This window comes from Streptomyces sp. B5E4 (assembly GCF_039871555.1).
In the GTDB taxonomy this organism is placed as follows: domain Bacteria; phylum Actinomycetota; class Actinomycetes; order Streptomycetales; family Streptomycetaceae; genus Streptomyces.
The window spans coordinates 1-25,880 of record NZ_JBDPMI010000009.1 but is presented as its reverse complement, the minus strand read 5'-3'; the positions used below and the strand labels follow the sequence as shown (position 1 = coordinate 25,880).

The following is a 25,880-nucleotide window of genomic DNA, read 5'->3' as shown; positions in this document are numbered from 1 at the left end:
AAGGACCTGCACGGATGTCGTTGAGAATCACTGTGATCGGCACCGGCTACCTCGGTGCCACGCACGCCGCCGCGATGGCGGAGCTGGGCTTCGAGGTGCTCGGCCTGGACGTCGTCAAGGAGAAGGTCGAGCTGCTCTCGGCGGGCAGGGTGCCGATGTACGAGCCCGGCCTCGAAGAGCTGCTGCGCAAGCACGTCGCCGGGGTCGAGGGCGCGACCGGGCGGCTGCGCTTCACGACGGACTGGGACGAGGTGGCCGCCTTCGGCGACGTGCACTTCGTGTGCGTGAACACGCCGCAGAAGCAGGGTGAGTACGGCTGCGACATGAGCTACGTCGACGCCGCGATCGACACCCTGGCGCCCCGGCTCGACCGCCCGTGCCTGGTCGTCGGCAAGTCCACGGTGCCGGTGGGCTCCGCGGCCCGGCTGGCGCGCCGGCTGGCCGAGCTGGCGCCGGCGGGCGAGCAGGCCGAGCTGGCGTGGAACCCGGAGTTCCTGCGCGAGGGCTTCGCCGTCGAGGACACCCTGCGCCCCGACCGCGTCGTCGTCGGTGTGACGAGCGAGCGCGCCGAGGAACTGCTGCGCGAGGTGTACGCGGGCCCGGTCGGCGACGGTACGCCGTTCGTGGTCGCCGACTACCCGACCGCCGAACTGGTGAAGACCTCCGCCAACGCCTTCCTGGCCACGAAGATCTCGTTCATCAACGCCATGGCGGAGATCTGCGAGGCCGCGGGCGGTGACGTCGTCAAGCTGGCCGAGGCCATCGGCTACGACGACCGGATCGGCAAGAAGTTCCTGCGCGCCGGGGTCGGCTTCGGCGGCGGCTGCCTGCCCAAGGACATCCGCGCCTTCATGGCCCGCGCCGGCGAACTCGGCGTGGACCAGGCGCTGACGTTCCTGCGCGAGGTCGACTCGATCAACATGCGCCGCCGTGCCCACATGGTCGAACTCGCCCGCGAAGCCTGCGACGGGACCTTCCTGGGCCGGCGGATCGCCGTGCTGGGCGCGACGTTCAAGCCCGACTCCGACGACGTACGCGACTCGCCCGCGCTCAACGTCGCCGGCCAGATCCACCTCCAGGGCGGCCAGGTCACCGTCTACGACCCGAAGGGCATGGACAACGCCCGCCGGGAGTTCCCCACGCTGCGCTACGCGGACTCCGCCGAGGACGCGATCGCCGGCGCCGACGTCGTGCTGCACCTCACCGAATGGAGCGAGTTCCGCACCCTCGACCCGCGCCGGCTCGCCCGCGCCGCAGCCACCGCGCACCTCATCGACGGCCGCAACACCCTCGACCCGGCGCCCTGGCGCGCCGCGGGCTGGACGTTCCGGGCCATGGGACGCCCCGCGCTCTGAAACCCTCACCACCACCACCACCACCGCAGCACCCCCACACGAACGGAACCGCCCCCACCATGAAGCGCCTTCTCATCCGCTCCGGTAAGAGCCCGTTCCACGTTCCGACGCGGACCGAGGTCATCCAGCAGGACCTCATCGGCACCAACGCCGGGAACCTGGTGTTCAGCGACGCCACGCACAAGCTGCTCCAGGTTCCCGGCACCGAGGTCGTCTCCAACGGCCTCAAGACGGACTACTCCAAGGAGCGTGCGGCACAGATAAACGACCAGTACGACGCCTTCGTCGTGCCGCTCGCCAACGCCTTCCGGCCGTCGTTCGAGGCGTCGCTCAACCGCCTCAGCCGGCTCATCGAGCAACTCACCATCCCCGTCGTCGTCATCGGCGTCGGTGCCCAGACCGGCGCCGACTACGACACCGAGCGGCTGAAGGCCATCGAGCCGGCGGTCAAGCGGTTCATGAAGGCGGCGCTCAAGCGGTCCGCGTCCGTGGGCGTACGCGGGGAGCTGACCGCCGGCTATCTGAAGGAACTCGGCTACAAGGACAAGGAAGTCGACATCATCGGCTGCCCGTCGATGTTCCTCCACGGCGACACCTTCCCCGAGATCCGCAGGCCCGAGGGCGGCATCACCGACGCCTCCCGCCTCGCGATCAACATCTCCCCGGGCGCCCCGAAGGTCGGCCCCATCGCGGAGATCGCGCAGCACGCGTACGAGCGCTTCGCCCACCTCACGTACTACGCGCAGAACCTCACCGACGCCGAACTGCTGCTGTGGGGCGACACCACCGCCGAGAAGGGCGAGTCGGCCGACCTGCCCAACCGGGGCACGCACGGGCTGCTGCGCGACGATAAGATGCGGCTGCCCACCGACCCGTACCGCTGGATGGCGGAACTGCGCGAGCACGACTTCGCGTTCGGCACCCGCATCCACGGCAACATCACCGCGCTGCTGGCCGGCACGCCCGCCGTCGTGCTCTGCCACGACTCGCGCACCCTCGAACTCTGCCGCTACTTCGGCATCCCGTACGAGATGCTGGCCGACCAGCCCGCCGACATGGACCCGGCGAACCTGTACGAGAAGGCCGACTTCGCCGGGTTGCAGAACGGCCACCAGGAGCGCTGGGACCGGTTCGCCCGCTTCCTCGACCGCAACGGCCTGAAGGACACCTACACCCATGGCGACCGCGGCGCCGCCTTCGAGGAGCGCATGGCCGGCCTCGACCTGCCGCCCTCGATGCGGGTGTGGGACGGCTCCGACGACGGCGCCAACCGCTACCGCGTCGCCTGGCTGCACGAGCGGGCCGAGACCGTCCGCAAGCGGCAGGACGCCGCGGCGCGCCGCATCGGCGAGCTGAAGGACCGCAACGAGGAACTGACCGAGCAGGTCGGCCGGCTGGAGAAGCAGCTCGCCGGTCTTGAGCGGCGCGTCGCCGCCATGGACAAGGGGCCGATGGCGCGACTCGGCGGGGTCTTCAGGGGCCGGGGCGGGCGAGGCTGATGGCGCAGCGGCAGGGCGCGCTCCCGCCGGGCAGCCGGCTGGTGCACATCGGGCCGCACAAGACCGGCACCACGACGCTGCAGGGGGCGTTCCACCGCGGCAGGCGCGCGCTGGCCGCCCACGGCGTCCGCTACGCCGGCGCCTCCCGGCAACCGGCGCACGCCGCCGCCGCGATCGCCGGCGGGACGCCCGTGAACAGCCTGGAGGCGCCGAGCATGGCGCACTGGGAGAAGCTGTGCGCGGAGGTCGCCGGCGCGGGGCGGCGGCGCCGGGTCGTCGTCAGCAGCGAGCGCTTCGCCAACGCGGACGCCGCCGCGGCGCGTGCGGTGGTCGACGGGCTCGGCGGGGAGCGGGTGCACGTCGTCGTCACGCTGCGGCCGCTGGTCAGGATCCTGCCGTCGCAGTGGCAGGAGTACATCAAGTCCGGCCACCACCACGCGTACGACAAGTGGCTCGACGGCATGCTGCGCCGGCCGCCGTACCGGAAGCCGACGCCGTCGTTCTGGCGGCGGCACCGGCACGACGAGCTGGTGGCGCGCTGGGCGGAGGCGGCCGGCGCGGACCACCTCACGGTGGTCGTCGTCGACCAGGCCGACCCGCTGGCGCCTCTGCGGGCCTTCGAAGGGCTGCTGGGGCTGCCGGCCGGGGTGCTGGAACCGGAGCAGGACGGGTTCACCAACCGGTCGCTCACCGCCGGGGAGGTGGAGGTGCTGCGGCTGGTGAACAGGGAGCTGTCCCGGGCCGAACGCCCGGCGCAGGAGCGCAAGCTGGTGCGCGAGGCCCTGGTCCGCAGCCTGCGCGGAGCGCATGTGCCGACGGATCCGGCGGAGCGCATCGCCACGCCCGCGTGGGCGCGGCGGGCGGCGGCGGAGGTCAGCGCGGAGATCGTCGCGGGGATCAGGAAGTCGGGCGTCCGGGTGGTGGGGGACCTGGACGCGCTGGTGCCGGAGGTGGCCGCCGGGGACTTGGCGGAGCCCGCGGGATCCGCCGTTGCCGCGGCGCCGTGGGTGCCGGTGGGTGCGGCGTACGCGGCGGTGACGGGGGCGCTGCTGGCGGCGGCGGAGTCTCCGTAGCGCCGGGCGCCTCCGGGGCGCGAGCCGCATATAGTCCGGGGCCGGGGCGTGTCGGCGCCGGGCGGTGAGAGAAAGGCGGGCACATGGCGGAAGCGGTGCCGGGGCTGGTGCGGATCACCGAGCGGGTGTGGTGGTGGCCGCACCACCCCGATCCGGACCGGGTGCAGGCGGGCGTCGGCGTGATCGCCGGTGACGACGGCTGCCTGCTCGTCGACGCCGGCCACAGCCCGGCGCTGGCCCGCCGGATCCGCAACGCCCTCGGCGGCGCGGGCCTGCCGCGGGCGCGGGCCCTCGTCCACACCCACCACCACTGGGACCACGTCTGGGGCGCGCAGGAGTGGGCCGTGCCGGTGACCGCGCACGAGCTGACGGCGGACGCGCTGCGCGCGGAGGCGGAGAAGCCGTGGTCGGAGGCGTACGTACGGGCCGAGACCGCCCGTGACCCGCGCCTGGTCCCGAGCTACACCGCGCGCTCGCGCGCCATGGCGGAGGACGGGTGGGACTCGTTGCGCATCGTGCCGCCCGACGAGACGTTCACCGACCGGCACGTGATCCCGCTCGGGGGCGTGACGGTGGAGCTGCGGCACGTCGGCGGCGGCCACGCGGCGGACTCGACGGTGGTCGGAGTGCCGTCGGAGGGCGTGCTGTTCGTGGGCGACTGCTATTACCCGCCGCCGTACCACCTGCGGGAGGAGGGCGCGGGCCCGGACCTGACGCTGGCGCGGAGCCTGGTGAGCGCGGAGTACGAGTGGTACGTGGAAAGCCACGGGGCGCCGCGGCGCCGTGCGGAGGTCGAGGCGGCCCTCGGCGGCTGATCCCGGGCGCCGCCCCGCGTGCTCACCCGGCCAGGTCCGCGATCGTCCCCAGCGGGACGCCCAGCCACCCCGGGCGGTTGCCCGCCTCGTACACGACCTCGTGGACCGCTCTGTCCGCCACGTACGCGCGCAGCAGCGCCGCCTCCTCCCGCGGGTCCGTGCCCGACCGCTCCGCGTAGCCCGCGCAGTACGCCGCGCCGCACCGGTCAGCCCACGACGGCGCCCCGGGTGCCGCGTAGGTGAAGGAGCGCAGCATTCCCGCCACGTCGCGGGTCACCGGGTGGGGGCGGCGGCGGGCCGGCGGCGGCAGCTCCGGTTCGCCCTCGAAGTCGACGAACGACCAGCGGCCGGAGCGCGATCCGCGCAGCGTCTGGCCCAGGTGCAGGTCGCCGTGGACCCGCTGCGCCCGCCACGTCCGGCCCGCCGCGCCCAGCTCCGCCACCGCCGCGAACGTCTCGCCGAGCCGGGCGCGGTACGGGCGCAGCGCCGGGACCGCCGCCGCCGCGGCCGCCAGCCGCGCCGTCATCGCGGCGGCCAGCGCCGCCGACTGCGGGGCGCGCAGCACCGTCACCGGCAGCGCGCGGCGCAGCGTCTCGTGCAGGTCCGCGGTCGCCCGGCCGAGCGCGCGGGCGTACGGCGTGAAGTCCGTCCGCGCCGCGAGGGCTTCGGCCGCCAGCCGCCGGCCGTCCGCGGCGTCGGCCAGGTACGGACTGAGCACGCCGAGCGTCGCGGGGGAGCCGCGCTCGTCCGTGAGCGCGGAGGTCTCGAACCACGCCAGCGGGGGCGGCACCCGGTCGCCGCCCGCGCGGGCCAGGGCCGAGGGCACTTCCAGGTCGGGGCTGGGGCCGGGGTCGACGCGGCGGAAGACCTTGAGGACGAAGCGGTCGCCGTACACCACCGAGGTGTGGGACTGCTCCGCGGCCAGCGGCCGCGCCGGGAGCCCGGTCCCGGCGTACCCGCCGGCCCACCCCTCACGTACGAACGTGAGACGCCCCGTGCGCCCCGGCCGGCGCAGCCGCTCCAGCAGCAGCGCGGCCGTCCGCGGATCCGCCAGCGCGTCGTACGCCGCCGGCGGGCGGCGGGTGCCGAGCAGGAGTTGATAGCAGTCCCCGGATCCCGCCCCCGGCTGCCGGACGCGGACGAGCAGGTGCAGCACGCCCGGGAGGAGCGCGGTCGCCGACACCGGGGACAGCCCCGTGATCGGGCGGTCCTTCCCGGCGAACCACCGCTGCCGCGGCAGCCAGGCCCGTAGCCCCGGCAGCAGCGCCTCCGCGTCCCGCCGCCGCGTGACCGTCCCGCCCCCTCAGTCCAGCGTGCGCGACAGATACGCGTGCAGCAGCGTCCGCGTCTCCGCCAGCAGCGCCGCGTCGCCCTCCGGGTCGGCGCGGAACGCGAGTTGGAGCAGCGCGTCGGCCGCCTCGACCGCCACCAGGCACGACCGCTGCAGCGACGCCGTCACGGGCAGGGACAGCCGCTCCGCGAGGATGTCGCAGAGCCGGGCCGCCACCGGGTCGTTGGCCTCGAAGTCCACCTGCGCGAAGCCCGGGACCGTACGCATCATCGCGACGTACTCCGCCAGCATCGAGTCCAGGATGCGCCGCCAGCCGGCCTGCGCGGGCTCGGCGGCCAGCCGGCGGGTGACGCGGCGGGTGAAGTCGTCGAGGTTGCGGGCGGCGAGCGCGTCGGCGAGGGCGCGCTTGTTGGGGAAGAAGCGGTACACCGAGCCGATGGGGACGCCCGCGCGGTCGGCGACGGCGCTGGTCGTCAGGCCCTCGTAGCCGGTCTCGTCGAGGAGTTCGGCGCAGGCGTCGAGGATCCGGGCCAGCCGCTCGGCGCTGCGCTGCTGGACGGGGGTGCGGCGAAGGGACGGGGTGCTCACGTCGTCCATGGTGCCGGACCGCTCCGCCGCCTCGCCGCCGGGCCGCACGGTCTACGCGGCCAGCAGCAGGGTCAGGCCGCCGACGGTGTAGCAGACCATCAGCGCGAGCAGCGGCAGTTGGCCGGCGACCGCGCGGGCGGGCGGGAAGAGGCGGACGGCGCGGTCGTGGGCGGCGACGACGCCGAGGACGTGCCCGGTGACGACGGCGGTGACCTGGAGCGCGGCGAGGCCGCCGGGGGAGAGCGGCGGGTCGGTCGGGGGCGGGTCGTCGGTGCCGGATGCGATCGTGACGGTACGCGGGCCTTCGGTGACGAAGAGCGTGAAGTAGTGGGCGACGAGGTAGCCGAGCGCGATCGGCAGGAGGGAGTGGGCGAAGGCGGCCGGCGGGTGGGCGAGACGGCCGGAGACCAGGCGGACGGCCGCCGCGCAGCCGGCGTACAGGACGGCGACGAGGGCGATGGCGGTGAGCAGGCCGAGCGTGGCCGTGGCGGTGCGGCCGAGGGAGGAGGTCTGCAGGGTGTCGATCCAGGAGGGGGCGGCGGAGAAGCCGTCGTAGGCGGTGGAGCCGAGGAGGACGCACAGGACGGCGGTCAGCCCCGGGAGGGCGGGGGTGGCGTCGAGACCGGCGAGGGGGGAGCGCAGGACGAGCACGCCGTCGGCGGGGCGGCGGCCGACGGGGGCCAGCCGGGCCAGCAGCGCGCTGTACGCCTCGAAGGGGTCGCACTGCGCGAACCAGCGGTCGCCGTGGATCGCCGCGCCGGTGAGCTGGACGGCGGCGTGCGCGGCGAGAAAGACCGACAGGGCGGCGGTGGCGGCCGGTTCGGGGGCGGCCAGCTCCAGCCAGGTGAACGCCAGCAGCCCGGCGGCGGCGGGCCGGTGGCCGAGCCGGGCGGGCAGCGGGCGGCCGGCGGCCGGGTCGCGGTGCAGGGCGCGGCAGGCCAGGGCGTGCAGCGTACGGAGGGGGTTGAGCAGGCGCCAGACGGGGCCGAGGAGGAGGGAGGCCGGGACCAGGCCGACCCAGAGGAGCACGTAGACCGCGCCGGGCGCGGGGTTGCGGGCGGGGTCGTCGGGGCCGAGGAGCAGGTGGCCGGCGACGAACGCGGCGGCGGCGAGTCCGGCGCCCGCGGCGGTGCGGCGCAGGGCGGGCGCGGCGGCGAGGCGCTGCACGGCGCGGGGAAGGGGGCGGCCCGCGGTGGCGCCGGCGTAGCGGGGTTCGGGCCAGAGCAGGCCGAGGGCGAGGAAGGAGACGAGCAGGGCGGCGAAGCCGCCGGCGTAGGCGTAGAAGGCGGGTATCGGCAGGTCCTGGGTGCCGCCGACGCCGTGGGCGAGGGGCATCAGCGGACCATGAGCTGGGTGAGGACGAGACCGGAGCCGTGTGTCTCGACGTCGAACACCCCGGCGCGGTCCGCGGTGAACGTCAGCTCGGCGGGCGCGCCGGCGCGCAGTTCCGCGGTCTTGTCGTAACCGTGGACGTGGAGTTCGTCGTCGGTGTCGCCGGTGACGAGGAGGGTCACGCGCTCGCCGCGCCCCACCTCGACGCGTCCGGGCGCGGGGGTGACTTCGCCGCCCCGTACGGCGATCTCCACGACGGTGCCGGCGCGCGTACCGGCGCCCGCGTCCGAGCCGTCGGCGCCGCGGTCGGGCACGTCGGTGGCGGGGGGTACGGATCCGGTGGCGACCTCGTGGCCGGTGCCGGGCCTGTGGTGGGTGTCGCCCCGGGAGCAGCCGGCCGCGGCGAGCGCCAGCAGCAGCACGGCGACGACGAGGCCGGCGCGGGCGGCGGGGGAGGAGCCGGGGGAGGAGGTGCGGCGGCTCATGCGAGGCCGGCCTCCGGGGCGGGGCCGGCGGGTCCCGGCCGGGGACCGGGGCCGGCCGCCGGACGGCCCGCCTGCGGGTCCGTCGTCGGGCCCGCCTCCGGCTCCGGCACTTCGTCCGCCCCGGGCTCCTTCGTGCGCTCCGGCCCCGGATCCGCCGCCGCTTCTTCCGCCGAGCCCGCCGGGTCCGCCGAGCCCGCCGGGTCCGCCGCGGGCGCCCGCCTGGCCACCGCTATCACCGCCCAGATCACCCACACCAGCCCCAGCAGCGTCCGCAGCCATGCCGGGCTCAGCGGTATCCACGGGATCAGCAGCACCGACTTGTCGAAGGCGTCCAGCAGCGTCAGCACGCCCATCGCCACCGTCACCCCCGTGAACCCTGGCCGCCCGCCCGCGGTCCCGGCCCGCAGCCGCAGCCCGGTCGCCGTCCACCACACGCCCATCAGCACCAGCGCGACGACCGGCACCCAGGTGTGCGCGTACGAACTCGCCGCCCCCACCACGTCGAGCACCAGCCCCACCGCCCCCGCCGCCGCGGCGCCCGTGGCCACCGCGTCGCGCCGCAGCAGCCGCCACCACAGCACCCCGCCGACCAGCCCCAGCACCACCGCCACGGCCAGCGCGATCTGCACCTCGATCCGCTCGATGCCCCGCGCCCCGTACCAGTCGCACCCCGCCGGCAGCTTCCGCGCCTGCACGTCGTACTCCGCGCACACCAGCAACTGCGCCAGCTTCACCGGCTCCCCGACGATCCGGTCCGAGCCGCCCGAGACGTCGCCGGGTCGCGAGCCGCACTCCGGGAGCGTGCGCGGGTTGCTCGCCCCCGCGTCCCCCTGCCAGCAGTTGCCCTCGCCCTGCCCGTCCCACCACACGTCCGTCTTGTTGGGCCGCTCGTTGCCCGCCCGGTCGACGCCGAGGTGGTTGCCGGCGTAGCGGTTGTGGTGCGAGGTGTCGAGCTGCTTGCCGAGCGCGCCCTCGCCGCGGATGAAGGCGGGGACGGCGTTGAGGTAGAACGCCGCGCGCTGGTGCCCGTAGATCCAGTTGTCCCGGTAGATGTTCCAGTTGCCGCCCGCGGTGATGATGCCGGTCCCGGGCGGCATGGATATCTGCGGGCAGACCACGCCCTGCTCGTAGCCGCGTTCCGCGGGCGGTTTCGCGCAGGTGCCGTCGGCGACGTACGGGTAGTAGTTCTGGTTGTTGTCGTGGATGAGGTTCCGCTCGAACTTCGCGTGGTTCTGGGGCAGTCCCGGGTGCCCGGGGAAGGCGCTGTCCATGGAGGCGCCGCCCATGTTGTGGTCGAACTCGTTGTCGTGCACCCAGACGGAGTCGCCCGCGGTGCCGGAGTAGCCGACCATGTTGTGGTGGCTGCGGCAGCCGGTGATCTCGATGGCGTAGCGGGGGACGTCGTAGCCGCGGCCGTTGTTGATGTCGGAGGCGCTGCCCGGGTAGATGCCGGAGTCGCCGTTGCCGTACGACTCGCAGTCGCGGTAGAGGCCGTGGTCGGAGGCGAAGGTCAGAAAGCCGTACTCGTCGTTCCAGCGGGTGAGCACGTCGTCGATGACGAAGCCGTCGGCGGCCAGCACGTACAGCGAGTTGAACGTGGAGCGCTGCGCGGTGAAGTTGCGGAAGTAGACGCCGTCGGCGGAGTCCGCGCGGATGACGTTGAGCTTGCGGTACTGGCCGTCGATGACGACGTCGCCGCGGTCGGCGCCGGTGCCCTCGATCTGCAGGTCCCGCTTCCCCATGATGGCGACGAGGTTCTGGTTGTGCGGGCAGCGCCGCTGCTGCGCGTACGACAGGATCTGGTACCCGAAGTCGGACCGCGGCGCCTTCAGCCGCGCGCAGGCCCCGGTGGGCTTCGGCCGGCTGGGCTCCTCCAGATAGACGCCCGGCAGTACGGCGATGGTCATACCGGGATCGTCGACGGCGTCGACGGCCTCCTGCAGATGCTCGTAACCGCGGTCGCGGCAGCGTTCGTACAGCCGGAGGTTGCGCTCGCGCAGCGCGGCGGGGAAGCCGGCGATACGCGCCTCGAAGTCCGCCCGGCCCGGTTTGCAGACCAGCAGGTCGGGCTCCTCGTCGCGGTACGTCGGCACGGTGCCGGTGCCGTCGGGGAACTCGACGGGGCGCTCCTCGTGTGCGGCGGCGGGGGCGGTGGTGAGCAGCAGCGCGCCCAGCGCGACGAGCGGGAGAAGGGCCGTTCGGAGCTTACGCGTCCACGACATGGCGGAAGAGTAGAGCAACTTTCATCTTTTGTGACCCCTCCCCGTACGCGCCGGTAGGTCCCGCGCGTACGGGGTGTGTCCACGCCGGAGGGGCCGGCCGTCGATCGGCCGGCCCCTCCGCCGTACGCGGCCCCGGGGCTACGCGGTGTTGTTGGCCAGCGCCAGCAGCCGGGCGCGGGTGCCGTTGAACTTGTCGCGGTCGACGTTGCCGGAGATGCCGGCGACCCGCCCGGTGGCGGTGTACTGCCACACCGTGTAGAAGGGGAAGCCGTTCGGGATCGACGGGCTGTGCGCGGAGGTCCAGTGCGCGACCCACAGCGGGCTGCGCGAGGCCATGCCGTTCCAGCCGCCGGTGCAGTTGTTCCACCAGCTCGGGCTGGTGTAGATGACGACGTCACGGCTGGTCCGCGCCTTGTACGTCTGGTAGAAGTCGAGGATCCAGTTGCGCATCGCGGTCTGCGAGAGCCCGTAGCAGGCGGAGCCCGACGGGTTGTTCTCGATGTCCAGCACGCCGGGCAGGGTGAGGTTGTCGCGGGACCAGGCGCCGCCGTTGGAGGCGAAGAAGTTGGCCTGGGCCGCGCCGCTGGAGGAGTTCGGCCGGGCGAAGTGGTACGCGCCGCGGATGACGCCGGCGCGGTACGCGGCCGGGTAGTTGGTGTTGAACGACGGGTCCTTGTAGGTGGTCCCCTCGGTCGCCTTCATCCAGGCGAACTGGATGCCGGCGTTGCGCACCGACGTCCAGTTGATACTGCCCTGCCAGTGCGAGACGTCGATTCCCTGCACACCGCTGGTGTGGTCCATCGGGCTGACGTCGGGTGACGACTGGTCCGTGTGCACGCCCATGCCCATGTAGGCGTGGCCCAGCGGGACGGGGTTCTTCTTCTTGGCGTCGCTGTCGGAGGACGGTGAGGACGCGGCCGACGGGGCGGTGAGCCCCGCGACCAGGGCGAGGGACGCGCCCAGGACGACGGCGGCGCCGGCGCGGGCGCGGCCGGCGCGGCGGGAGAAGAGGCGGTGGGTCAGTGATGTGTGGGGGTGCATCGCGGCCTCCTGGCACTCGTGTGCTCTGTGGGGGTGGGGAGAGGCGGTGCTGGGTGCTGCTGTACGGACAGACCGGCGATCTGATGCGTACACGACAAAAGTGACGCACAGGAACGCCTGCCTGAGAAGGGGGGGACCGCCACCCTTTATGGTCCAGTCCAGTGACGCGTGCGCTGAGCTGCGGTTACCGGAGTGGAAATCGTTAACTTTCATGGTGTGAAAGCCGAAACGAAGGATAGCATTCTGGTCACGGAGCGTGCGAGAGTAGACACGCTGTGCATCCTCGCGGTCATCCCCACTCACCACCCCCGAACCGCACACCCCACCCGGCACGTCGGCCACCCACCGCCCCGCGTTCCGCCGGACGACCGCCGGTGCCGGGGGCTACTAGTGTGCGGATGTGATCGATTTCGTACGTCCGCTGCTCTTCCTCGACGTCGACGGGCCCCTCATCCCGTTCGGACCCACCTGGCACGGCCGCCCGGATCGCGTCCCGCCCCCGGTGCCGGACACGGGGAACCCGCTGCTCGCCAGGGTCGAACCGGCGGACGGGCCCCGGCTGGCGGCGCTGCCGTGCGAACTCGTCTGGGCCACGACCTGGCAGGACGACGCCAACGAGACCATCGCGCCCCTCCTGGGCCTGCCCGACCTGCCGGTGGTCGACATCCCGGAACACGACGACGGGGACGTACCCGGCGGCCCGCACTGGAAGGCCCCGCTCCTGGTCGACTGGGCGGCCGGCCGCCCGTTCGCCTGGGTCGACGACGAGATCGCCGAGGCCGATCGTGCCTGGGTCGCCGTCCACCACCCGGAGCGCGCCCTCCTGTACCGCGTCGATCCCGGGCGGGGGCTCACCGACGCGGACTTCGCCGCTCTCGACGCCTGGCTGCGCGGGCCGTAGCGGAGGGGCGCCCGGGCGAACCCGCCGTCCCGGCCGGAGGTCAGAGCGTGCTGTCCTGCCAGGCCTGGTGCAGCGCGGCGAAGCGGCCCCGGTCGGCTATCAGGGTGGCCGGCGGGCCGTCTTCCACGATGCGGCCCTGGGACATCACCAGGACCCGGTCCGCGATCTCCACCGTCGACAGCCGATGGGCGATGACCACCGCCGTGCGGCCGTTCAGGACCGTGTGCATCGCCTGCTGCACCGCCTGTTCGCCCGGGATGTCCAGCGACGACGTGGCCTCGTCCAGGATCACCACCGCCGGGTCCGCCAGCAGCGCGCGGGCGAACGCGACCAACTGGCGCTGGCCCGCCGAGATGCGGCCGCCGCGTTTGCGCACGTCGGTGTCGTAGCCGTCCGGGAGCGCCGTGATGAACCCGTGGGCGCCCAGCGACTTCGCCGCCGCCTCGATCTCCTCGCGGCTCGCGTCCGGACGGCCGATCGCGATGTTCTCCGCCACCGTGCCCGAGAACAGGAACGCCTCCTGCGTGACCATCACCACCCCGCGCCGCAGCTCCGCGTTCGCGATCTCCCGCAGGTCCACCCCGTCCAGCAGCACCCGGCCCGCGCTCGGGTCGTAGAACCGCGCCAGCAGCTTGGCCAGCGTCGACTTCCCCGCCCCGGTCGAGCCGACGACCGCGACCGTCTGCCCGGCCGGCACCGTCAGGTCGAAGGGGGGCAGCACCTCACCGCCCGTACGATACGAAAAACCGACCCCCTCGAAACGCACCTCCCGGCCCGGTAGCCCCTCCTCGCGCGCCGGCAGCGGCCGCGGCTCCGCCGGCTCCGCGACGCCCGGCCGCTGCGCCAGCAGCCCGGCGATCTTCTGCAGCGACGCCGCCGCCGACTGGTAGGAGTTGAGGAACATCCCGAGCCGGTCGATCGGGTCGTACAGCCGCCGCAGATACAGCACCGCCGCGGCCAGCACCCCCAGCGCGAGATCGCCCTCCGCCACCCGGTACGCACCCCACAGCACGATCGCGGCCACGAAGAAGTTGGCGGTCAGCCGGGAGGAGACGACGTAGCGGGCCATCTCCAGGATGGAGTCGCCGTTGACCCGCTCGTGGTGCCCGTTGAGCCGGTCGAAGTCCTCGTCGTTCGCGCGTTCCCGGCGGAACGCCTGGACGGGCCGGATGCCGTTCATCGTTTCGACGAACTTCACGATCACCTGAGCGATCGCCGTCGACCGCTTGGTGTAGATCTTGATCGAACGCCGCTGGAAGTTGCGGATCAGCGCGTACAGCGGCACGAACGACAGCAGCGCCGCCCCGCCCAGCCCCAGATCCAGCCAGAGCAGCAGCGCGGAGATGTACACGACCTGGAGCACGACGACGATCAGCTCCTGCAGCCCCTCGCTCAGCAGCTCGCGCAGTGACTCCACGTCGCTGGTGGAGCGGGAGATGAGCCGGCCGGAGGTGTAGCGGTCGTGGAAGTCGACGTCGAGGGCCTGCGCGTGGCGGAAGATGCGGCCGCGCAGGTCGAGCAGCACGTCCTGGTTGATGCGCGCGGCGGCCCGTACGAAGGTGTACTGGAGCAGCCCGGAGGCCAGCGCGCAGATCGCGTACGCGATGCCGACGGCGATCAGCGGGCCGTGGTCGTCGCGCCGCAGCGCGGGCACGGCGTGGTCGATGGCGTACGCGACGAGCAGCGGACCCGCTTGCACCGCGGCCTGCTGCAGCAGGATCAGCGCGGTCGCGGCGGCGACCCGGCGGCGGTGCGGGGCGAGCAGGGAGCCCAGCAGCGTGCGGGACGCGCCGTCGGGCGCGGGCAGCAGGTCCTGGTCGAACGGGTCGGTCCGCGGGCGCGGGCGGTCGTCGTCCGGCTCCTCGCCGCCGGGTCTCTCGGTGACTGTCGCCGTCATCGCTGCTCCCCCTCCTCGCCGTGCGCGGCGCCGTCCGCGCCGTCCGCCTGCTCCTCCGGTACGCCCGCCATGAGCGCGCGGTACTCCGCGCTGCCGTGCAGCAGTTCGTCGTGTGTGCCCACCGCCGCGATCCGGCCGCCGGACAGCAGCGCCACCCGGTCGGCGAGCAACACCGTCGACGGCCGGTGCGCGACCACCAGCGCCGTGGTCGTCGCCAGCACCCGCCGCAGCGCTGCCTCGACCAGCGCCTCGGTGTGCACGTCGAGCGCCGACAGCGGGTCGTCGAGCACGAGGAACCGCGGCCGGCCCACGATCGCCCGCGCCAGCGCGAGGCGCTGCCGCTGGCCGCCGGAGAGGCTGAGCCCCTGCTCGCCGACTTCCGTGCGGTGGCCGTCCGGCAGCCGGTGCACGAAATCGGCCTGCGCGATGTCCAACGCCCGCAGCAGGTCGTGCTCTTCGGCCTCGTACGAGCCCATGAGCACGTTCTCGCCGGCGGTCGCGGAGAAGAGCGTCGGCTCCTCGAACGCGACGGCGACCAGCGCGCGCAGCCCGTCGCGGGGGAGGGCCGTGATGTCGCGGCCGTCCAGGCTGATGCGGCCGGCGGTCGGTTCGTACAGCCGCGGGACGAGCGCGGTGAGGGTCGTCTTGCCGCAGCCGGTGGCACCGACGAGGGCGAGGGTCTCGCCGGAGCGCACGTGCAGGTCGACGCCGTCGAGTACGGGCGCGGTGTCGCGACCGGCGTCGGGGTGGCGGAAGACGACGCCGCTGAAGCGGATCCCGTCCGCCGCGCCGGGCGGGGAGCCCGTACGCTGCGCGGGGACGGCGGGGGCCGGTGCCGGGTGCGCCGCGGCGGCCTTGCTGTCCGCCGCGTCGGCCTCCGGCTCGTCCAGCACCTCGAAGTAGCGGTCCGCCGCGGTCGCCGCCTCGTTGCACATCGCCAGCAGGAACCCGATCGACTCCACCGGCCAGCGCAGCGCCATCGCCGTCGACAGGAACGCCACCAGCGTTCCCGCGGACAGATCGCCGTCCGCGACCTGCACCGTGCCCAGCACCAGCGCCGCGCCGATCGCCAGCTCCGGCAGCGTCATGATCAGCGCCCAGATCCCGGCCAGCAGCCGGGCCTTGTGCAGTTCGGTGCCGCGCAGCTCGTGGGTCAGCCGGCGGAACGCCTGCGCCTGGCTGCGGTGCCGGCCGAAGCCCTTGACGATGCGGATGCCGAGCACCGCCTCCTCGACCACCGTCGTCAGGTCGCCGACCTGGTCCTGCGCCCGGCGCGCGGCGCCGAAGAAGCGCCGCTCGAACGCCGAGCAGAGCGCCACCAGCGGGATCACCGGCGCCAGCAGCACCAGCCCGAGCGTCCACTCCTGGACCAGCAGGACCGTGCAGCCGACCGCGATGGTCGTGCCGTTGACGACCAGGAACGTCAGCGGGAAGGCCAGGAACATCCGGATGAGCTGGAGGTCCGTCGTGCCGCGGGAGAGCAGCTGGCCGGAGGCCCAGCGGTCGTGGAAGGACACCGGCAGCCGCTGCAGATGCCGGTACAGGCTCGCCCGCATCGCCGCCTCCACCCCGGCCAGCGGGCGCGCCACCAGCCAGCGGCGGAAGCCGAACAGCGCCGCCTCCGCGATCCCGAGCGCCAGGATCAGCAGCCCGCCCAGCCACACACCCGCCGAGTCCCGGTCGGCCACCGGGCCGTCCACGAGCCACTTGAGCACCAGCGGGATCACGAGCCCGATACAGGACGCGACGATCGCCACCCCGGCCGCCGAGAACAGCCGCACCCGCACCGGGCGGACGTACGGCCACAGGCGCAGCAGCGAGCGCACCGCGGAGCGGTCCTCCTCGCCCCACGCGGACGGACCTTCGAGGCCGGGGCCGGTACCGGCGGCGGTCGGGGAGTCGGCGGGATCGGGCTCTTCGGTGTGTACGGCGGCTGCAGGCATCGCCTCCGAGCCTACGTAAGGGCAGGCTAACCGCTCACCCTGTTTTCCCTTCTCCTGACCTGTCGGTCATGCACGTATCCGTCCGCCGGGTGTCCGCTTTGGGGGGACCTTTACGGACACCGTCCACCCTGCGCAGGTTGCGTATCGCGGGTACGGACAGCAGGGCGCACGCCGTCAGCAGCGCCAGCGCGCCGTTGAACACCAGCACCGCGTGGGCGCCGAACGCCCCCGCGGCCGGCCCGGCGAGCGCGTTGCCGACGGGCATCATGGCGATCGAGCCGGCGATCTCGTACGCGTTCACGCGGCTCAGCGCCGCGGGCGGCACCTGCGTCTGGACGCTCGTCGCCCACATCACACCCCAGAACGCCAGCGCCGCCCCCGCCACCGCCATCGCCCCGGCGATCGCCGGCACCGGCAGCCCCAGCCCCACCGCCGCCGGCTGGGCGCCGAAGCCGAGCGCCGCCACCGCCCCGGCGCGCAGCGGGTGCACCGGGCGCAGCCGCATCGCGACCAGCCCGCCGACGACCATCCCGGCGCCCATCACGGAGTTGACGACGCCGTACGCCCCGGCCCCGTGCTCCTCGACCACCTCCGCCGCCACCAGCGGGACCGTCGGCCCCCAGGAGCCGATCATGAAGACCATCCACACCGCGATGACCGCCCACATCCAGGTGCGGGACGAGAACTCGCGCCAGCCCTCCGCCAGATCGGCCCGGAACGCCCGCCCGCGCCCGCCCTTCGCCGGCGGCGCGGGGGGCGCGTCGTCCGCCGGTCGGGGCGGCAGGCGCAGCAGCGCCAGGCACAGGGCGCTCACGGCGTACGTACCGGCGTGCGCGGCGTAGACGCCGCCCGGCGAGGTGAGGCCGACCAGCGCGCCCGCCGCGGCCGGGCCGGCGAGCGTCATCGCCGACTCGGCCGTACGGATCGAGGCGTTGGCGCCCTGCACGTCGTCGGCGATCCGCGGGATCATGCCGGCGACCCCCGGCTGGAACATCGCGGCCGCGATGCCGTTCAGCGCGGACAGGGCGCAGACCTGCCAGAGCACGACGTCGCCGGCGAGGAAGAGCCCCGCCAGCGCGAGCTGCGTGCCGACCCGGGCGAGGTCGGCGCCGATCATCACGGCGCGGGCGTTGAACCGGTCCGCGAACACCCCGCCGAAGATGACGAACCCGGCGAAGCACGCCGTCATCGACGCCATCGCCAGGCCCACCGCCCCGGCGCCGTACCCGTGCATGATCAGCCCGGCGGCGAGCGCGACGGGCGCCATCATGTCGCCGAGCCTGGCGATGCCGCGGGCGACGAAGAAGAGGCCGAACGCGCGGCTGCGCAGGGGCCGTTGCGGGGGCTCCGGCGGCGCCGGCGGACCGTCGTGCGGCGGGCCGGGGGTGCCCGGCGGGCGGGTGCGCCGCGCCGGGGCCGGTGGGCGGGGGGACGAGGACGCGGAAGAGGAGGTCATCGGGTTGCAGTGTCGCCCGGCGGCTCCCGGGACGCCACCGGGTTATCGCGCCGCAAGCGCCTGCGGGGGCCGTACCAGTTGGGACCGAACGGTGACAATCGCGCGGCGTCACATCCCTGTGGCTGGGGATACCTTGAACGCGAAGGCGCGTAGGGACCACGCGCGGGGGAACTCTGGCTCGGTGTGGCCGAGGGGAGAATGCGGCGTTGAAGGTGGAGCGGATACGAAGGGGACGTACCCGGCACAGCCTGGCGGCGCTGCTGACCGGCGGCCTGCTCGTCCTGGTGACGGCGTGCGGTGGCTCCGACGGCGGGGACGAGGGCGGGGGCAAGGGCGGCTCGGGGGGTTCGGGCGGCTCGGGCGGCAAGGAACAGAAGGTCTCGCAGGCGGTCGTCGGGATCACGCCGAAGGACGGCGCCGACGCGGTGGGCACCCAGGGCGAGCTGAAGGTGACCGCGGACAAGGGCAAGCTCGTCTCCGTGAAGGTGACGGACGAGAAGGGCGCCGAGGTCGAGGGCGAGATCTCGGAGAACGGCGCGGTGTGGAAGCCGGCCGGCCACCTGCGTACCCAGACCAAGTACCAGGTGCACGCGGTCGCGCAGGACTCCGACGGACTGGAATCCGCCAAGGACACCACGTTCACCACCGTCGTGCCGGAGAACACCTTCATCGGCCACTTCACGCCCGAGGACGGCAGCACGGTCGGCGTCGGCATGCCGGTGTCGATCAACTTCAACCAGCCGGTCGCGAACATGAAGGAGGTCGAGGAGGCCATCGAGGTCACCGCCGACCCCGATGTCGAGATCGACGGCCACTGGTTCGGCAACCAGCGCCTGGACTTCCGCCCGGAGGAGTACTGGGAGCCCGGCACCGACGTGACGCTCAGCCTGCGCCTCGACGGCGTCGAGGGCGCGGACGGCGTCTACGGCGAGCAGCACAAGGACGTCGGCTTCGAGATCGGCCGGCGCCAGGTGAGCACGGTCGACGCCGACAGCAAGAAGATGAAGGTCGAGCGCAACGGCAAGACCATCAAGACCATCCCGGTGACCACGGGCGCACCGGCCACGCCGACCTGGAACGGCAAGATGGTGATCACCGAGCAGCTCGACGTCACCAGGATGGACGGCGACACGGTCGGCTTCGGCGGCGAGTACGACATCAAGGACGTACCGCACGCGCAGCGCCTGTCCACCTCCGGCACGTTCATCCACGGCAACTACTGGTCGGGACAGGCCACGTTCGGCTCGGCCAACGCCAGCCACGGCTGCATCGGCCTGTACGACGCCCGCGGCGGCGGCGACAAGTCGACGCCCGGTTCCTGGTTCTTCCGCAACTCGCTCATCGGCGACGTGGTCGAGGTCAAGAACGCCAAGGACGAGGTCATCGCCCCGGACAACGGCCTCAACGGCTGGAACATGTCCTGGGAGGAGTGGACCGCACCGCAGTGACGGAAGAGAGCGACTGACGCCCGGCCGGCCGGACGATCCGGACGGGCGGGCGCCGGGCCCGGTGTGTGAGCAGGCGCACCGGGCCCCGCGGCGTTAATGAGCGCTAACGTGTGGTGGCATGACTGCATACCTGGAGGTCGCCGAGGGCGTCGGTACGCTGCGCCTGGACCGCCCGCCCATGAACGCCCTGGACATCGCCGTCCAGGACCGGATCCGCGAACTCGCCGTCGAGGCGGCCGGCCGTGACGACGTACGCGCCCTGGTGGTGTGGGGCGGCGAGAAGGTCTTCGCCGCCGGCGCCGACATCAAGGAGATGCAGGCGATGGACCACGCGGCCATGGTCGCGCGGAGCCGCGGTCTGCAGGAGTCGTTCACGGCGCTGGCGCGGGTGCCGAAGCCCGTCGTCGCCGCGGTCAACGGGTACGCCCTGGGCGGCGGCTGCGAGCTGGCGCTCTGTGCCGACATCCGGATCGCCGGCGAGAGCGCGAAGCTGGGGCAGCCGGAGATCCTGCTCGGACTGATCCCGGGCGCGGGCGGCACGCAGCGGCTCGCCCGGCTGGTCGGTCCCTCGCGGGCCAAGGACCTGATCTTCACCGGCCGGATGGTCAAGGCCGACGAGGCCCTGACGCTCGGGCTCGTGGACCGGGTGGTGCCGGACGCGGAGGTGTACGAGCAGGCGCACGCCTGGGCCGCACGGCTCGCCAAGGGGCCCGCGACGGCGCTGCGGGCGGCGAAGGAGGCCGTGGACCACGGTCTGGAGACGGACCTGGAGACGGGGCTCGCGCTGGAGCGGAGCTGGTTCGCGGGGCTGTTCGCCACCGAGGACCGGGTGACCGGGATGCGCAGCTTCGTGGAGAAGGGGCCGGGGAAGGCGGAGTTCCGCTGAGCCCGTCCCGCGGGTGCCCGCCGGGCGGCGGAGCCGCCCCGCGCCCGGCGACGCTCCGTGACCACTACCCCCGGCCGGGGGTAGTGAGCACCGGAAGCAAGACTTCGGTTGTTCGGGTGTTGTGGGGCCGTGCGCCCGCAGGTCACCGGGGCGTTTGCGCAGTTCAGTGGGGTGCGGCGGAGGCAGCGTAGCTCTGGCATATGCCGGAGCGCGCTCACGGAATGTAGGCTTCCGCAGGACTTGTTGGCGCGGAAATGCTCCCAAAGACGTCCGCCCGCGCCATCATGAGGCCATGGCGGGCCTAGAGGACACCCAGCAACTCCACCGGGAAGAGCCGGCACCTCCGGCCGCCCGCGCCGTACGGCGGTCGCGCAGGCCCCTGCCGCGGCCGCTGCCCTCGCCCGCCTACCGGCGCTTCCCCACCGCCGCCCCGGCCGACGAGGCCGCGGGGAGCACGGCGCCCGCTCCGATGGAGCGGTGGGGCAACCCGGCCCTCGGCGAGGTGCGGCTGCCGTCGCGGCCCGAGTCCGCCGCGATCGCCCGCCGGCTGGCCGACGCGGTCGTCGTCGAGCACTGGGGGATGTCGCCGCAGTTCGCCGAGCACGCCGTGCTGCTGGTCTCCGAACTCGTCGGCAACGCCGTACGGCACACCGGGGCGCGCACGTTCGGGCTGCGCATGTCGCGGGCGCGCGGCCGGATCCGCATCGAGGTGCGCGACCCCTCGCGCGCGCTGCCGTGTCTGATGCCCGTACGCGACATGGACACCAGCGGGCGCGGGCTGTTCCTCATCGACCAGGTCGCCGACCGCTGGGGCGTCGACCTGCTGCCGCGCGGCAAGTGCACCTGGGTCGAGCTGCGGGAGCCCGGGCGAGGCTAGAAGCGCAGCTCAACAGCCGTTACCGTGGGGTCATATGACGGACCTCGGGATCGACTTCGCGCAGAAGGTGCTCGACGAGCAACCGTTCAGCAGGCTGCTCGGCGCCCGGATCACCGCGTTCGCGGACGGCGCCGCGACGCTGGAGGTGGACATCCGCGACGACCTGCGCCAGCAGTTCGGCTACGCGCACGGCGGGCTGCTCGCCTACGCCGCCGACAACGCGCTGACGTTCGCCGCCGGCACGGTCCTCGGCCCCGCCGTCCTCACCGGCGGCTTCTCCGTCCAGTACCTGCGCCCGGCGCGGGACGGCACCCTGCGGGCCGAGGCGTACGTGGTGCACGCGGGCCGGCGCCAGGCCGTCTGCCGCTGCGACATCTACGCGGTCGGGGCGGACACCGGTGAGACCGCGGCCGGCGCGGACGGCGAAGCCGGCGCCGCGCTGTGCGCGGTCGCGCAGGGCACGATCCTCACGGCCCCGCAGCACACGGACACCTAGCCCCGGCGGGCCCGCGGCTCAGGTGCTGCGCCCGGTCAGCCCCAGCAGCCGCGTCTGCGCGTCCGCGCCCTGCGGCACCGGCACCGGGTCGGCGAAGAGCCCGCTGGCCGCCAGCATCCGGGCCTGCGGCTCCACCTGGTCCAGCGCGAACTCCGCCAGCTCCACGGGCAGTACGTCGTTCGCACCGATGCCCCGGGCCAGGTCCCAGGAGTGCACGATCGCGTCGACGGCCATCTCCAGGCAGTACGACTCCGCGGGGCTGTCCCCGTAGCTCAGGTGCACCGTACGGGCCAGGGCGAGCGGCTCGGCGAAGGCGGCGCGGGCCTCGGCGGAGGCCTCGTCCCAGATGGCCACCGGATCGTCGCCGAGCTGATCGCCGCCGAACTGTTCGCCCAGCTCCGCGACCTTGTCGCCCGCGAGCAGCGGCGGCACCCACAACTGCTCGACCGCCATGTGGTTGACGAGATCCCGAACGTTCCAGTCCGTACACGGCGTGGCCGCCGTCCACTGGTCGGGGCCGACCTGGTGGACGTGCTCGGCGAACTGATCGAGCGCGGCGGCGTGCAGGGCCAAGGTCTCGTTCTCTGCCATGTACCCACGGTAAGGCCGGGCACCGTCACCCCGCCCGCCGAGCGGGCCCCCGCCGCCTGCCAGGGCGGGCGGAGGCCGCGTGGGCGGCCACCGTGCGTGAGGCTTTCCGCAGTCCGTTGCCGCATCGTGCATTCGGGTGACCGGGAACGGCTCCCGGAGCGTGACGACGTGGCTACCGTGGTGCAGGGAGGTGCTGTCTGACCACCCGGGGTCCTGTGGGGGGATGCGATGGCGACAAGCAGACACGGAGGCGGGCAGTTGCCCCGTCTCCAGCTCGATCAGCTCCTGGACGAGCTGCAACTGCGCATCGACGAGGTGCGCGGCACCCGCGACCGCGTGCACAGCCTGCTGGAGGCCGTGCTCACGGTCGGCAGGGAGCTGGACCTGCGCCAGGTCCTGCGGCGGATCGTGGAGGCCGCGGTGGTGCTCGTGGACGCCGAGTACGGGGCGCTCGGCGTCATCGAACACGGCGAGCGGCTGGCGCAGTTCATCCCCGTGGGGATCTCCGTCGAGGAGTACGAGGAGATCGGCCCGCTGCCGCAGGGGCACGGCGTGCTCGGCGAGCTGATCCGGCACCCCGAGGCGCTGCGCATCCAGGAGTTGCAGGACCACCCGTCCTCGTACGGCCTCCCGGCCAACCACCCGCCGATGCACTCCTTCCTCGGCGTGCCCATCCGGGTCCGCGACGAGGTCTTCGGCAACCTGTACCTCACCGAGAAGCGCAGCGCCAAGGAGTTCGACGGCGAGGACGAGGCGGTCCTGTCGACGCTCGCCGTGGCCGCGGGCGTGGCGATCGAGAACGCCCGGCTGTACGAGGAGGCCCGCCGCCGGCAGCGCTGGATCGAGGCCAGCGGCGAGGTGACCAACACCCTGCTCTCCGGCGCCCAGGAGGAAGAGGTGCTGGGCCTGATGCTGGACCGGGCCCGCAGCATCCTTCGGGCCGACCTCGGCACCGTCGCGCTGCCCGCCGAGGGCGCCGACGAGCTGCGTATCGTGCTCGCCCAGGGCACGGCCGCCGACCTGCTCGAAGGGCGCACGTTACCCATGAAGGGCACGCTGTCCGGCGTCGCGTTCACCAGGGTGGAGCTGGCGATCAGCGACGACGTGACGAAGGATCCCCGCGCACGCGACAGCGTGCTGCCGGTCAACGGCATCGGCCCCGCGGTCGCCGTGCCGCTGGGCACCAGCGACGGGCTGCGCGGCGTGCTCCTCGTCGGCCGGGAGGCGGGCGGCGAGCGCTTCGGCCCGGAGGAGACCGATGCCCTCGTGGGCTTCGCCGGGCAGGCGGCGGTGGCCATGGAGCTGGCCCAGCGGCGCCGGGACGCCGAGCAGCTCGCGCTCTTCGAGGACCGCGACCGCATCGCCCGGGACCTGCACGACCTGGCCATCCAGCGACTGTTCGCCACCGGCATGACGCTGCAGAGCGCGCTGCGCTTCGTGGCCCACGAGGAGGGCACCGAGCGGCTGCTGCGCGCCGTGGACGACCTGGACGAGACCATCAAGATCATCCGAACCACGATTTTCGGCCTCCGCAGGCACGAGCACGGGCCGACCGCGCAGGGCCTGCGGCTGCGGGTGCTCAGCCAGGTCAAGGACTCGGTCGCCACGCTCGGGTTCACCCCGGCGCTGCGTACCGAGGGGCTGCTCGACACCGACGTGCCGGCGCCGGTGGCCGACCACCTCGTGGCGGTGCTCGGCGAGGCGCTGTCCAACGCCGCCCGGCACGCGGGCGCGTCGTCGGTCGACATCACGGTGATCGCCGGGCAGGGCCTGGTCGCGCTCACGGTCACGGACGACGGGCGCGGCCTGCCGGTCGGCGGGCGGCGCAGCGGGCTGGCGAACATCGCGGAGCGGGCCGGGGAACTCGGCGGCGAGCTGACCCTCGACCCGCCGGCCGGCGGCGGTACGCGCCTGGTGTGGCGGGTGCCGCTGGACCGCCGGGCGGTGCAGGACCGGGGCGGCCAGGCGGAGCAGGCGGACGGGCGGGAGGACGGCGCGGGCGGCCCGGACGGGAGCGGTCCCGACCCCGGCCGGGGGTGACCGGTGCGGCACGCGGGCCGCGGCAGGGGCGTACGGCGGGCGTCACACGCCCGGCGGGCGCAGGGCCTTGCTGGCGAGCACCGCCGCCTGTATGCGGCGCTCCACGCCCAGCTTGGCGAGCAGCCGGGAGATGTGGTTCTTCACCGTCTTCTCGGACAGATAGAGCCGCTGGCCGATCTGCCGGTTCGTCAGGCCCTCGCCGATCAGTTCCAGCACGTCGAGTTCGCGCGGCGAGAGTCCGGCGAGCGTCTCGTTCTCCGGCGCCGAAGGGACGTCGTCGCGGCGCAGGTTCGTCATCAGCCGGGCGGTGGTGGCGGGGTCGAGCATGGACTGCCCGGAGGCCACGGTCCGTACCGCGGAGACCAGGTCGCCGCCCTTGATCTGCTTGAGCACGTACCCCGAGGCGCCCGCCATGATCGCGTCCAGCAGCGCGTCGTCGTCGTCGAAGGACGTCAGCATGAGGCACGCCAGTTCGGGCATCCGCGAGCGCAGCTCGCGGCAGACCCCGATCCCGTCGCCGTCCGGCAGCCGGACGTCCAGCACGGCCACGTCGGGCCGCAGCGCGGGTCCGCGGGCGAGCGCCTGTGCGAACGTGCCCGCCTCGCCGGTCACTTCGATGCCGGGCTCGGCCTCCAGCAGGTCGCGCAGGCCGCGCCGGACCACCTCGTGGTCGTCGACGAGGAAGACCCTGATGGGGCGGGCCGCCGAGAATTGCCTTTCCACTGTCACGTCGGGCACCTTTCAGCTCCTGCTCGGCTGGCTCGATCGTCCTCGGCCGCCGTGCCCCGGGGGTAGGGCCGAACGGGCCCATGACCGGCACGTCGCGGGCACCCGGATGCTACGACCCGCCCCACCGCGTCCGCTCGGTTCTCGCCGAACGCGGGCCGAAGTGCGACAGTCGGAGGGGAGAGCCTTTATCCGGGCGTGAGGGAAGCGGATTGGGGGTTGCCGATGGCCGCGGGAGCGGACATGGGGCGCGCGGAGGACCGCCCGGTACGCAGAGTGTGGAGCCGGCGCAACCCCTTCAGACGGCGTACGGACGTGCTGGAGGGCTGGGCGACGTTCGGCGCCGTCGCGGTGTTCGCCCTCGGCGGCACCGCGGCCGCCTGGGCCGCCGCGTCCGCCGTGCACGAGGAGTTGAGCAGCCGCAGCGCGGAGCGCCAGCGGACGACGGCCGTGCTGCTGCAGGACGCGCCGCCGCTGACGATGCTGCGGGGCGATGCGTGGTCCGGCGGCATGGTGACCACCAAGGTCCGCTGGCGGGACGCGGACGGGCAGGCGCACACCGGCCGTACGCGGGTGTCCGCCGGGCTGCTCAAGGGCTCGGAGGCGGAGATCTGGACGGACGCCTCGGGCCGGCACGCCGTGGACCCGCCGCCGCCCCCGGGCGACACCGGTGTGCAGAGCGCCGTGGCCGCCGGCGGGGCGGCCGGCGTGGTGGGGTGCCTGGCGTTCGGTACCAGGACCGTGCTGCGCGTACGGCTGGACCGCAGGCGTGCGGAGGAGTGGGAGCGCGACTGGGCGCGGGTGGAGCCGCACTGGCGGCAGGGGAGCGCGGGGCCCTCCGAGCGGTAGCGGGCGGGCGCGGGACCGGTCGGACGGGGGGCCGACGAAGGCGAGCCGAGGCGACGCGGGGCCCCGCGG

General features: G+C 73.8%; 22 protein-coding genes. 11 read left to right on the top strand and 11 right to left on the bottom strand.

Translation table 11 applies throughout. The features are described from left to right. Window positions 1-14: 14 nt before the first annotated feature. The 4 genes from ABGA99_RS14405 to ABGA99_RS14390 all read left to right on the top strand — a co-directional run bounded on the left by ABGA99_RS14405 (window position 15) and on the right by ABGA99_RS14390 (window position 4,742). On the top strand, window positions 15-1,355 hold the full coding sequence (locus ABGA99_RS14405) for a UDP-glucose/GDP-mannose dehydrogenase family protein (protein WP_347578254.1): 1,341 nt from the start codon (window positions 15-17) through the stop codon (window positions 1,353-1,355). 59 nt (window positions 1,356-1,414) lie between these two features. Then, entirely contained in the window at window positions 1,415-2,854 is a 1,440-nt protein-coding gene (locus tag ABGA99_RS14400; protein WP_347578253.1) for a polysaccharide pyruvyl transferase family protein, read from the top strand. Then, window positions 2,854-3,927 carry a hypothetical protein gene (locus ABGA99_RS14395; protein ID WP_347578252.1) on the top strand — a complete coding sequence of 358 codons (1,074 nt, stop codon included), beginning with the start codon at window positions 2,854-2,856 and terminating at the stop codon, window positions 3,925-3,927. Before ABGA99_RS14400 ends, ABGA99_RS14395 begins: the two co-directional genes overlap by 1 nt. 83 nt (window positions 3,928-4,010) lie before the next feature. Beyond that, window positions 4,011-4,742, top strand: a complete 732-nt coding sequence (locus ABGA99_RS14390) for an MBL fold metallo-hydrolase (RefSeq protein ID WP_347582768.1) — start codon at window positions 4,011-4,013, stop codon at window positions 4,740-4,742. A 22-nt stretch (window positions 4,743-4,764) separates the two neighbouring features. Here the strand turns inward: ABGA99_RS14390 and ABGA99_RS14385 are convergent, their stop codons facing one another. The 6 genes from ABGA99_RS14385 to ABGA99_RS14360 all read right to left on the bottom strand — a co-directional run bounded on the left by ABGA99_RS14385 (window position 4,765) and on the right by ABGA99_RS14360 (window position 11,701). Further along, complete coding sequence (locus tag ABGA99_RS14385) at window positions 4,765-5,925, bottom strand: maltokinase (protein ID WP_347582767.1); 1,161 nt, start codon at window positions 5,923-5,925, stop codon at window positions 4,765-4,767. Between the two features lie 120 nt (window positions 5,926-6,045). Further along, complete coding sequence (locus ABGA99_RS14380; RefSeq protein ID WP_347578249.1) at window positions 6,046-6,630, bottom strand: TetR/AcrR family transcriptional regulator; 585 nt, start codon at window positions 6,628-6,630, stop codon at window positions 6,046-6,048. A 42-nt stretch (window positions 6,631-6,672) separates the two neighbouring features. Continuing rightward, window positions 6,673-7,956, bottom strand: a complete 1,284-nt coding sequence (locus tag ABGA99_RS14375) for a hypothetical protein (RefSeq protein ID WP_347582766.1) — start codon at window positions 7,954-7,956, stop codon at window positions 6,673-6,675. Beyond that, entirely contained in the window at window positions 7,956-8,438 is a 483-nt protein-coding gene (locus ABGA99_RS14370; RefSeq protein ID WP_347578247.1) for a hypothetical protein, read from the bottom strand. The genes ABGA99_RS14375 and ABGA99_RS14370 overlap by 1 nt, the downstream gene beginning before the upstream one ends. Next, entirely contained in the window at window positions 8,435-10,660 is a 2,226-nt protein-coding gene (locus ABGA99_RS14365) for a right-handed parallel beta-helix repeat-containing protein (RefSeq protein ID WP_347582765.1), read from the bottom strand. Before ABGA99_RS14365 ends, ABGA99_RS14370 begins: the two co-directional genes overlap by 4 nt. 138 nt (window positions 10,661-10,798) lie before the next feature. Continuing rightward, window positions 10,799-11,701 (bottom strand): lysozyme, encoded by a 903-nt coding sequence (locus ABGA99_RS14360; RefSeq protein ID WP_347578245.1) that lies wholly within the window; start codon window positions 11,699-11,701, stop codon window positions 10,799-10,801. Between the two features lie 400 nt (window positions 11,702-12,101). Between ABGA99_RS14360 and ABGA99_RS14355 the strand changes: the two genes are divergently transcribed. Continuing rightward, window positions 12,102-12,602 (top strand): HAD domain-containing protein, encoded by a 501-nt coding sequence (locus ABGA99_RS14355; RefSeq protein ID WP_347582764.1) that lies wholly within the window; start codon window positions 12,102-12,104, stop codon window positions 12,600-12,602. A gap of 40 nt (window positions 12,603-12,642) precedes the next feature. Here the strand turns inward: ABGA99_RS14355 and ABGA99_RS14350 are convergent, their stop codons facing one another. Genes ABGA99_RS14350 through ABGA99_RS14340 form a run of 3 tightly spaced genes read right to left on the bottom strand, consistent with a single transcriptional unit; the run spans window position 12,643 to window position 17,772 of the window. Beyond that, a complete protein-coding gene (locus ABGA99_RS14350) occupies window positions 12,643-14,499 on the bottom strand; it encodes an ABC transporter ATP-binding protein (protein WP_347578243.1) in 1,857 nt (618 codons plus the stop codon). Beyond that, window positions 14,496-16,442 (bottom strand): ABC transporter ATP-binding protein, encoded by a 1,947-nt coding sequence (locus tag ABGA99_RS14345; protein WP_347582763.1) that lies wholly within the window; start codon window positions 16,440-16,442, stop codon window positions 14,496-14,498. The genes ABGA99_RS14350 and ABGA99_RS14345 overlap by 4 nt, the downstream gene beginning before the upstream one ends. A 34-nt stretch (window positions 16,443-16,476) precedes the next feature. Next, on the bottom strand, window positions 16,477-17,772 hold the full coding sequence (locus ABGA99_RS14340; protein ID WP_347578431.1) for an MFS transporter: 1,296 nt from the start codon (window positions 17,770-17,772) through the stop codon (window positions 16,477-16,479). A 332-nt stretch (window positions 17,773-18,104) separates the two neighbouring features. On the opposite strand from ABGA99_RS14340, the gene ABGA99_RS14335 reads away from it, so the two are divergent. From ABGA99_RS14335 to ABGA99_RS14320, 4 genes are all read left to right on the top strand, one after another. Then, complete coding sequence (locus ABGA99_RS14335) at window positions 18,105-19,346, top strand: Ig-like domain-containing protein (protein WP_347582762.1); 1,242 nt, start codon at window positions 18,105-18,107, stop codon at window positions 19,344-19,346. A gap of 118 nt (window positions 19,347-19,464) precedes the next feature. Next, complete coding sequence (locus ABGA99_RS14330) at window positions 19,465-20,232, top strand: enoyl-CoA hydratase-related protein (RefSeq protein ID WP_347578240.1); 768 nt, start codon at window positions 19,465-19,467, stop codon at window positions 20,230-20,232. A 292-nt stretch (window positions 20,233-20,524) separates the two neighbouring features. After that, entirely contained in the window at window positions 20,525-21,109 is a 585-nt protein-coding gene (locus ABGA99_RS14325) for an ATP-binding protein (protein WP_347578239.1), read from the top strand. Between the two features lie 34 nt (window positions 21,110-21,143). Further along, window positions 21,144-21,605, top strand: coding sequence for a PaaI family thioesterase (locus tag ABGA99_RS14320; protein WP_347582761.1), 462 nt, complete (start codon window positions 21,144-21,146; stop codon window positions 21,603-21,605). Window positions 21,606-21,623: 18 nt separating this feature from the next. Here the strand turns inward: ABGA99_RS14320 and ABGA99_RS14315 are convergent, their stop codons facing one another. Continuing rightward, a complete protein-coding gene (locus ABGA99_RS14315; protein ID WP_347578237.1) occupies window positions 21,624-22,196 on the bottom strand; it encodes a TIGR03086 family metal-binding protein in 573 nt (190 codons plus the stop codon). Between the two features lie 228 nt (window positions 22,197-22,424). Here ABGA99_RS14315 and ABGA99_RS14310 point away from each other — a divergent pair, with 228 nt between their 5' ends. Further along, window positions 22,425-24,236 (top strand): GAF domain-containing protein, encoded by a 1,812-nt coding sequence (locus ABGA99_RS14310; RefSeq protein ID WP_347578236.1) that lies wholly within the window; start codon window positions 22,425-22,427, stop codon window positions 24,234-24,236. 42 nt (window positions 24,237-24,278) lie between these two features. Here ABGA99_RS14310 and ABGA99_RS14305 read toward each other — a convergent pair whose 3' ends face one another. After that, window positions 24,279-24,974 (bottom strand): response regulator transcription factor, encoded by a 696-nt coding sequence (locus ABGA99_RS14305; protein WP_347578235.1) that lies wholly within the window; start codon window positions 24,972-24,974, stop codon window positions 24,279-24,281. Window positions 24,975-25,205: 231 nt separating this feature from the next. On the opposite strand from ABGA99_RS14305, the gene ABGA99_RS14300 reads away from it, so the two are divergent. Further along, window positions 25,206-25,811: a hypothetical protein gene (locus ABGA99_RS14300; protein WP_347582760.1), complete on the top strand. Its 606-nt coding sequence runs from the start codon at window positions 25,206-25,208 to the stop codon at window positions 25,809-25,811. Window positions 25,812-25,880: the final 69 nt, after the last annotated feature.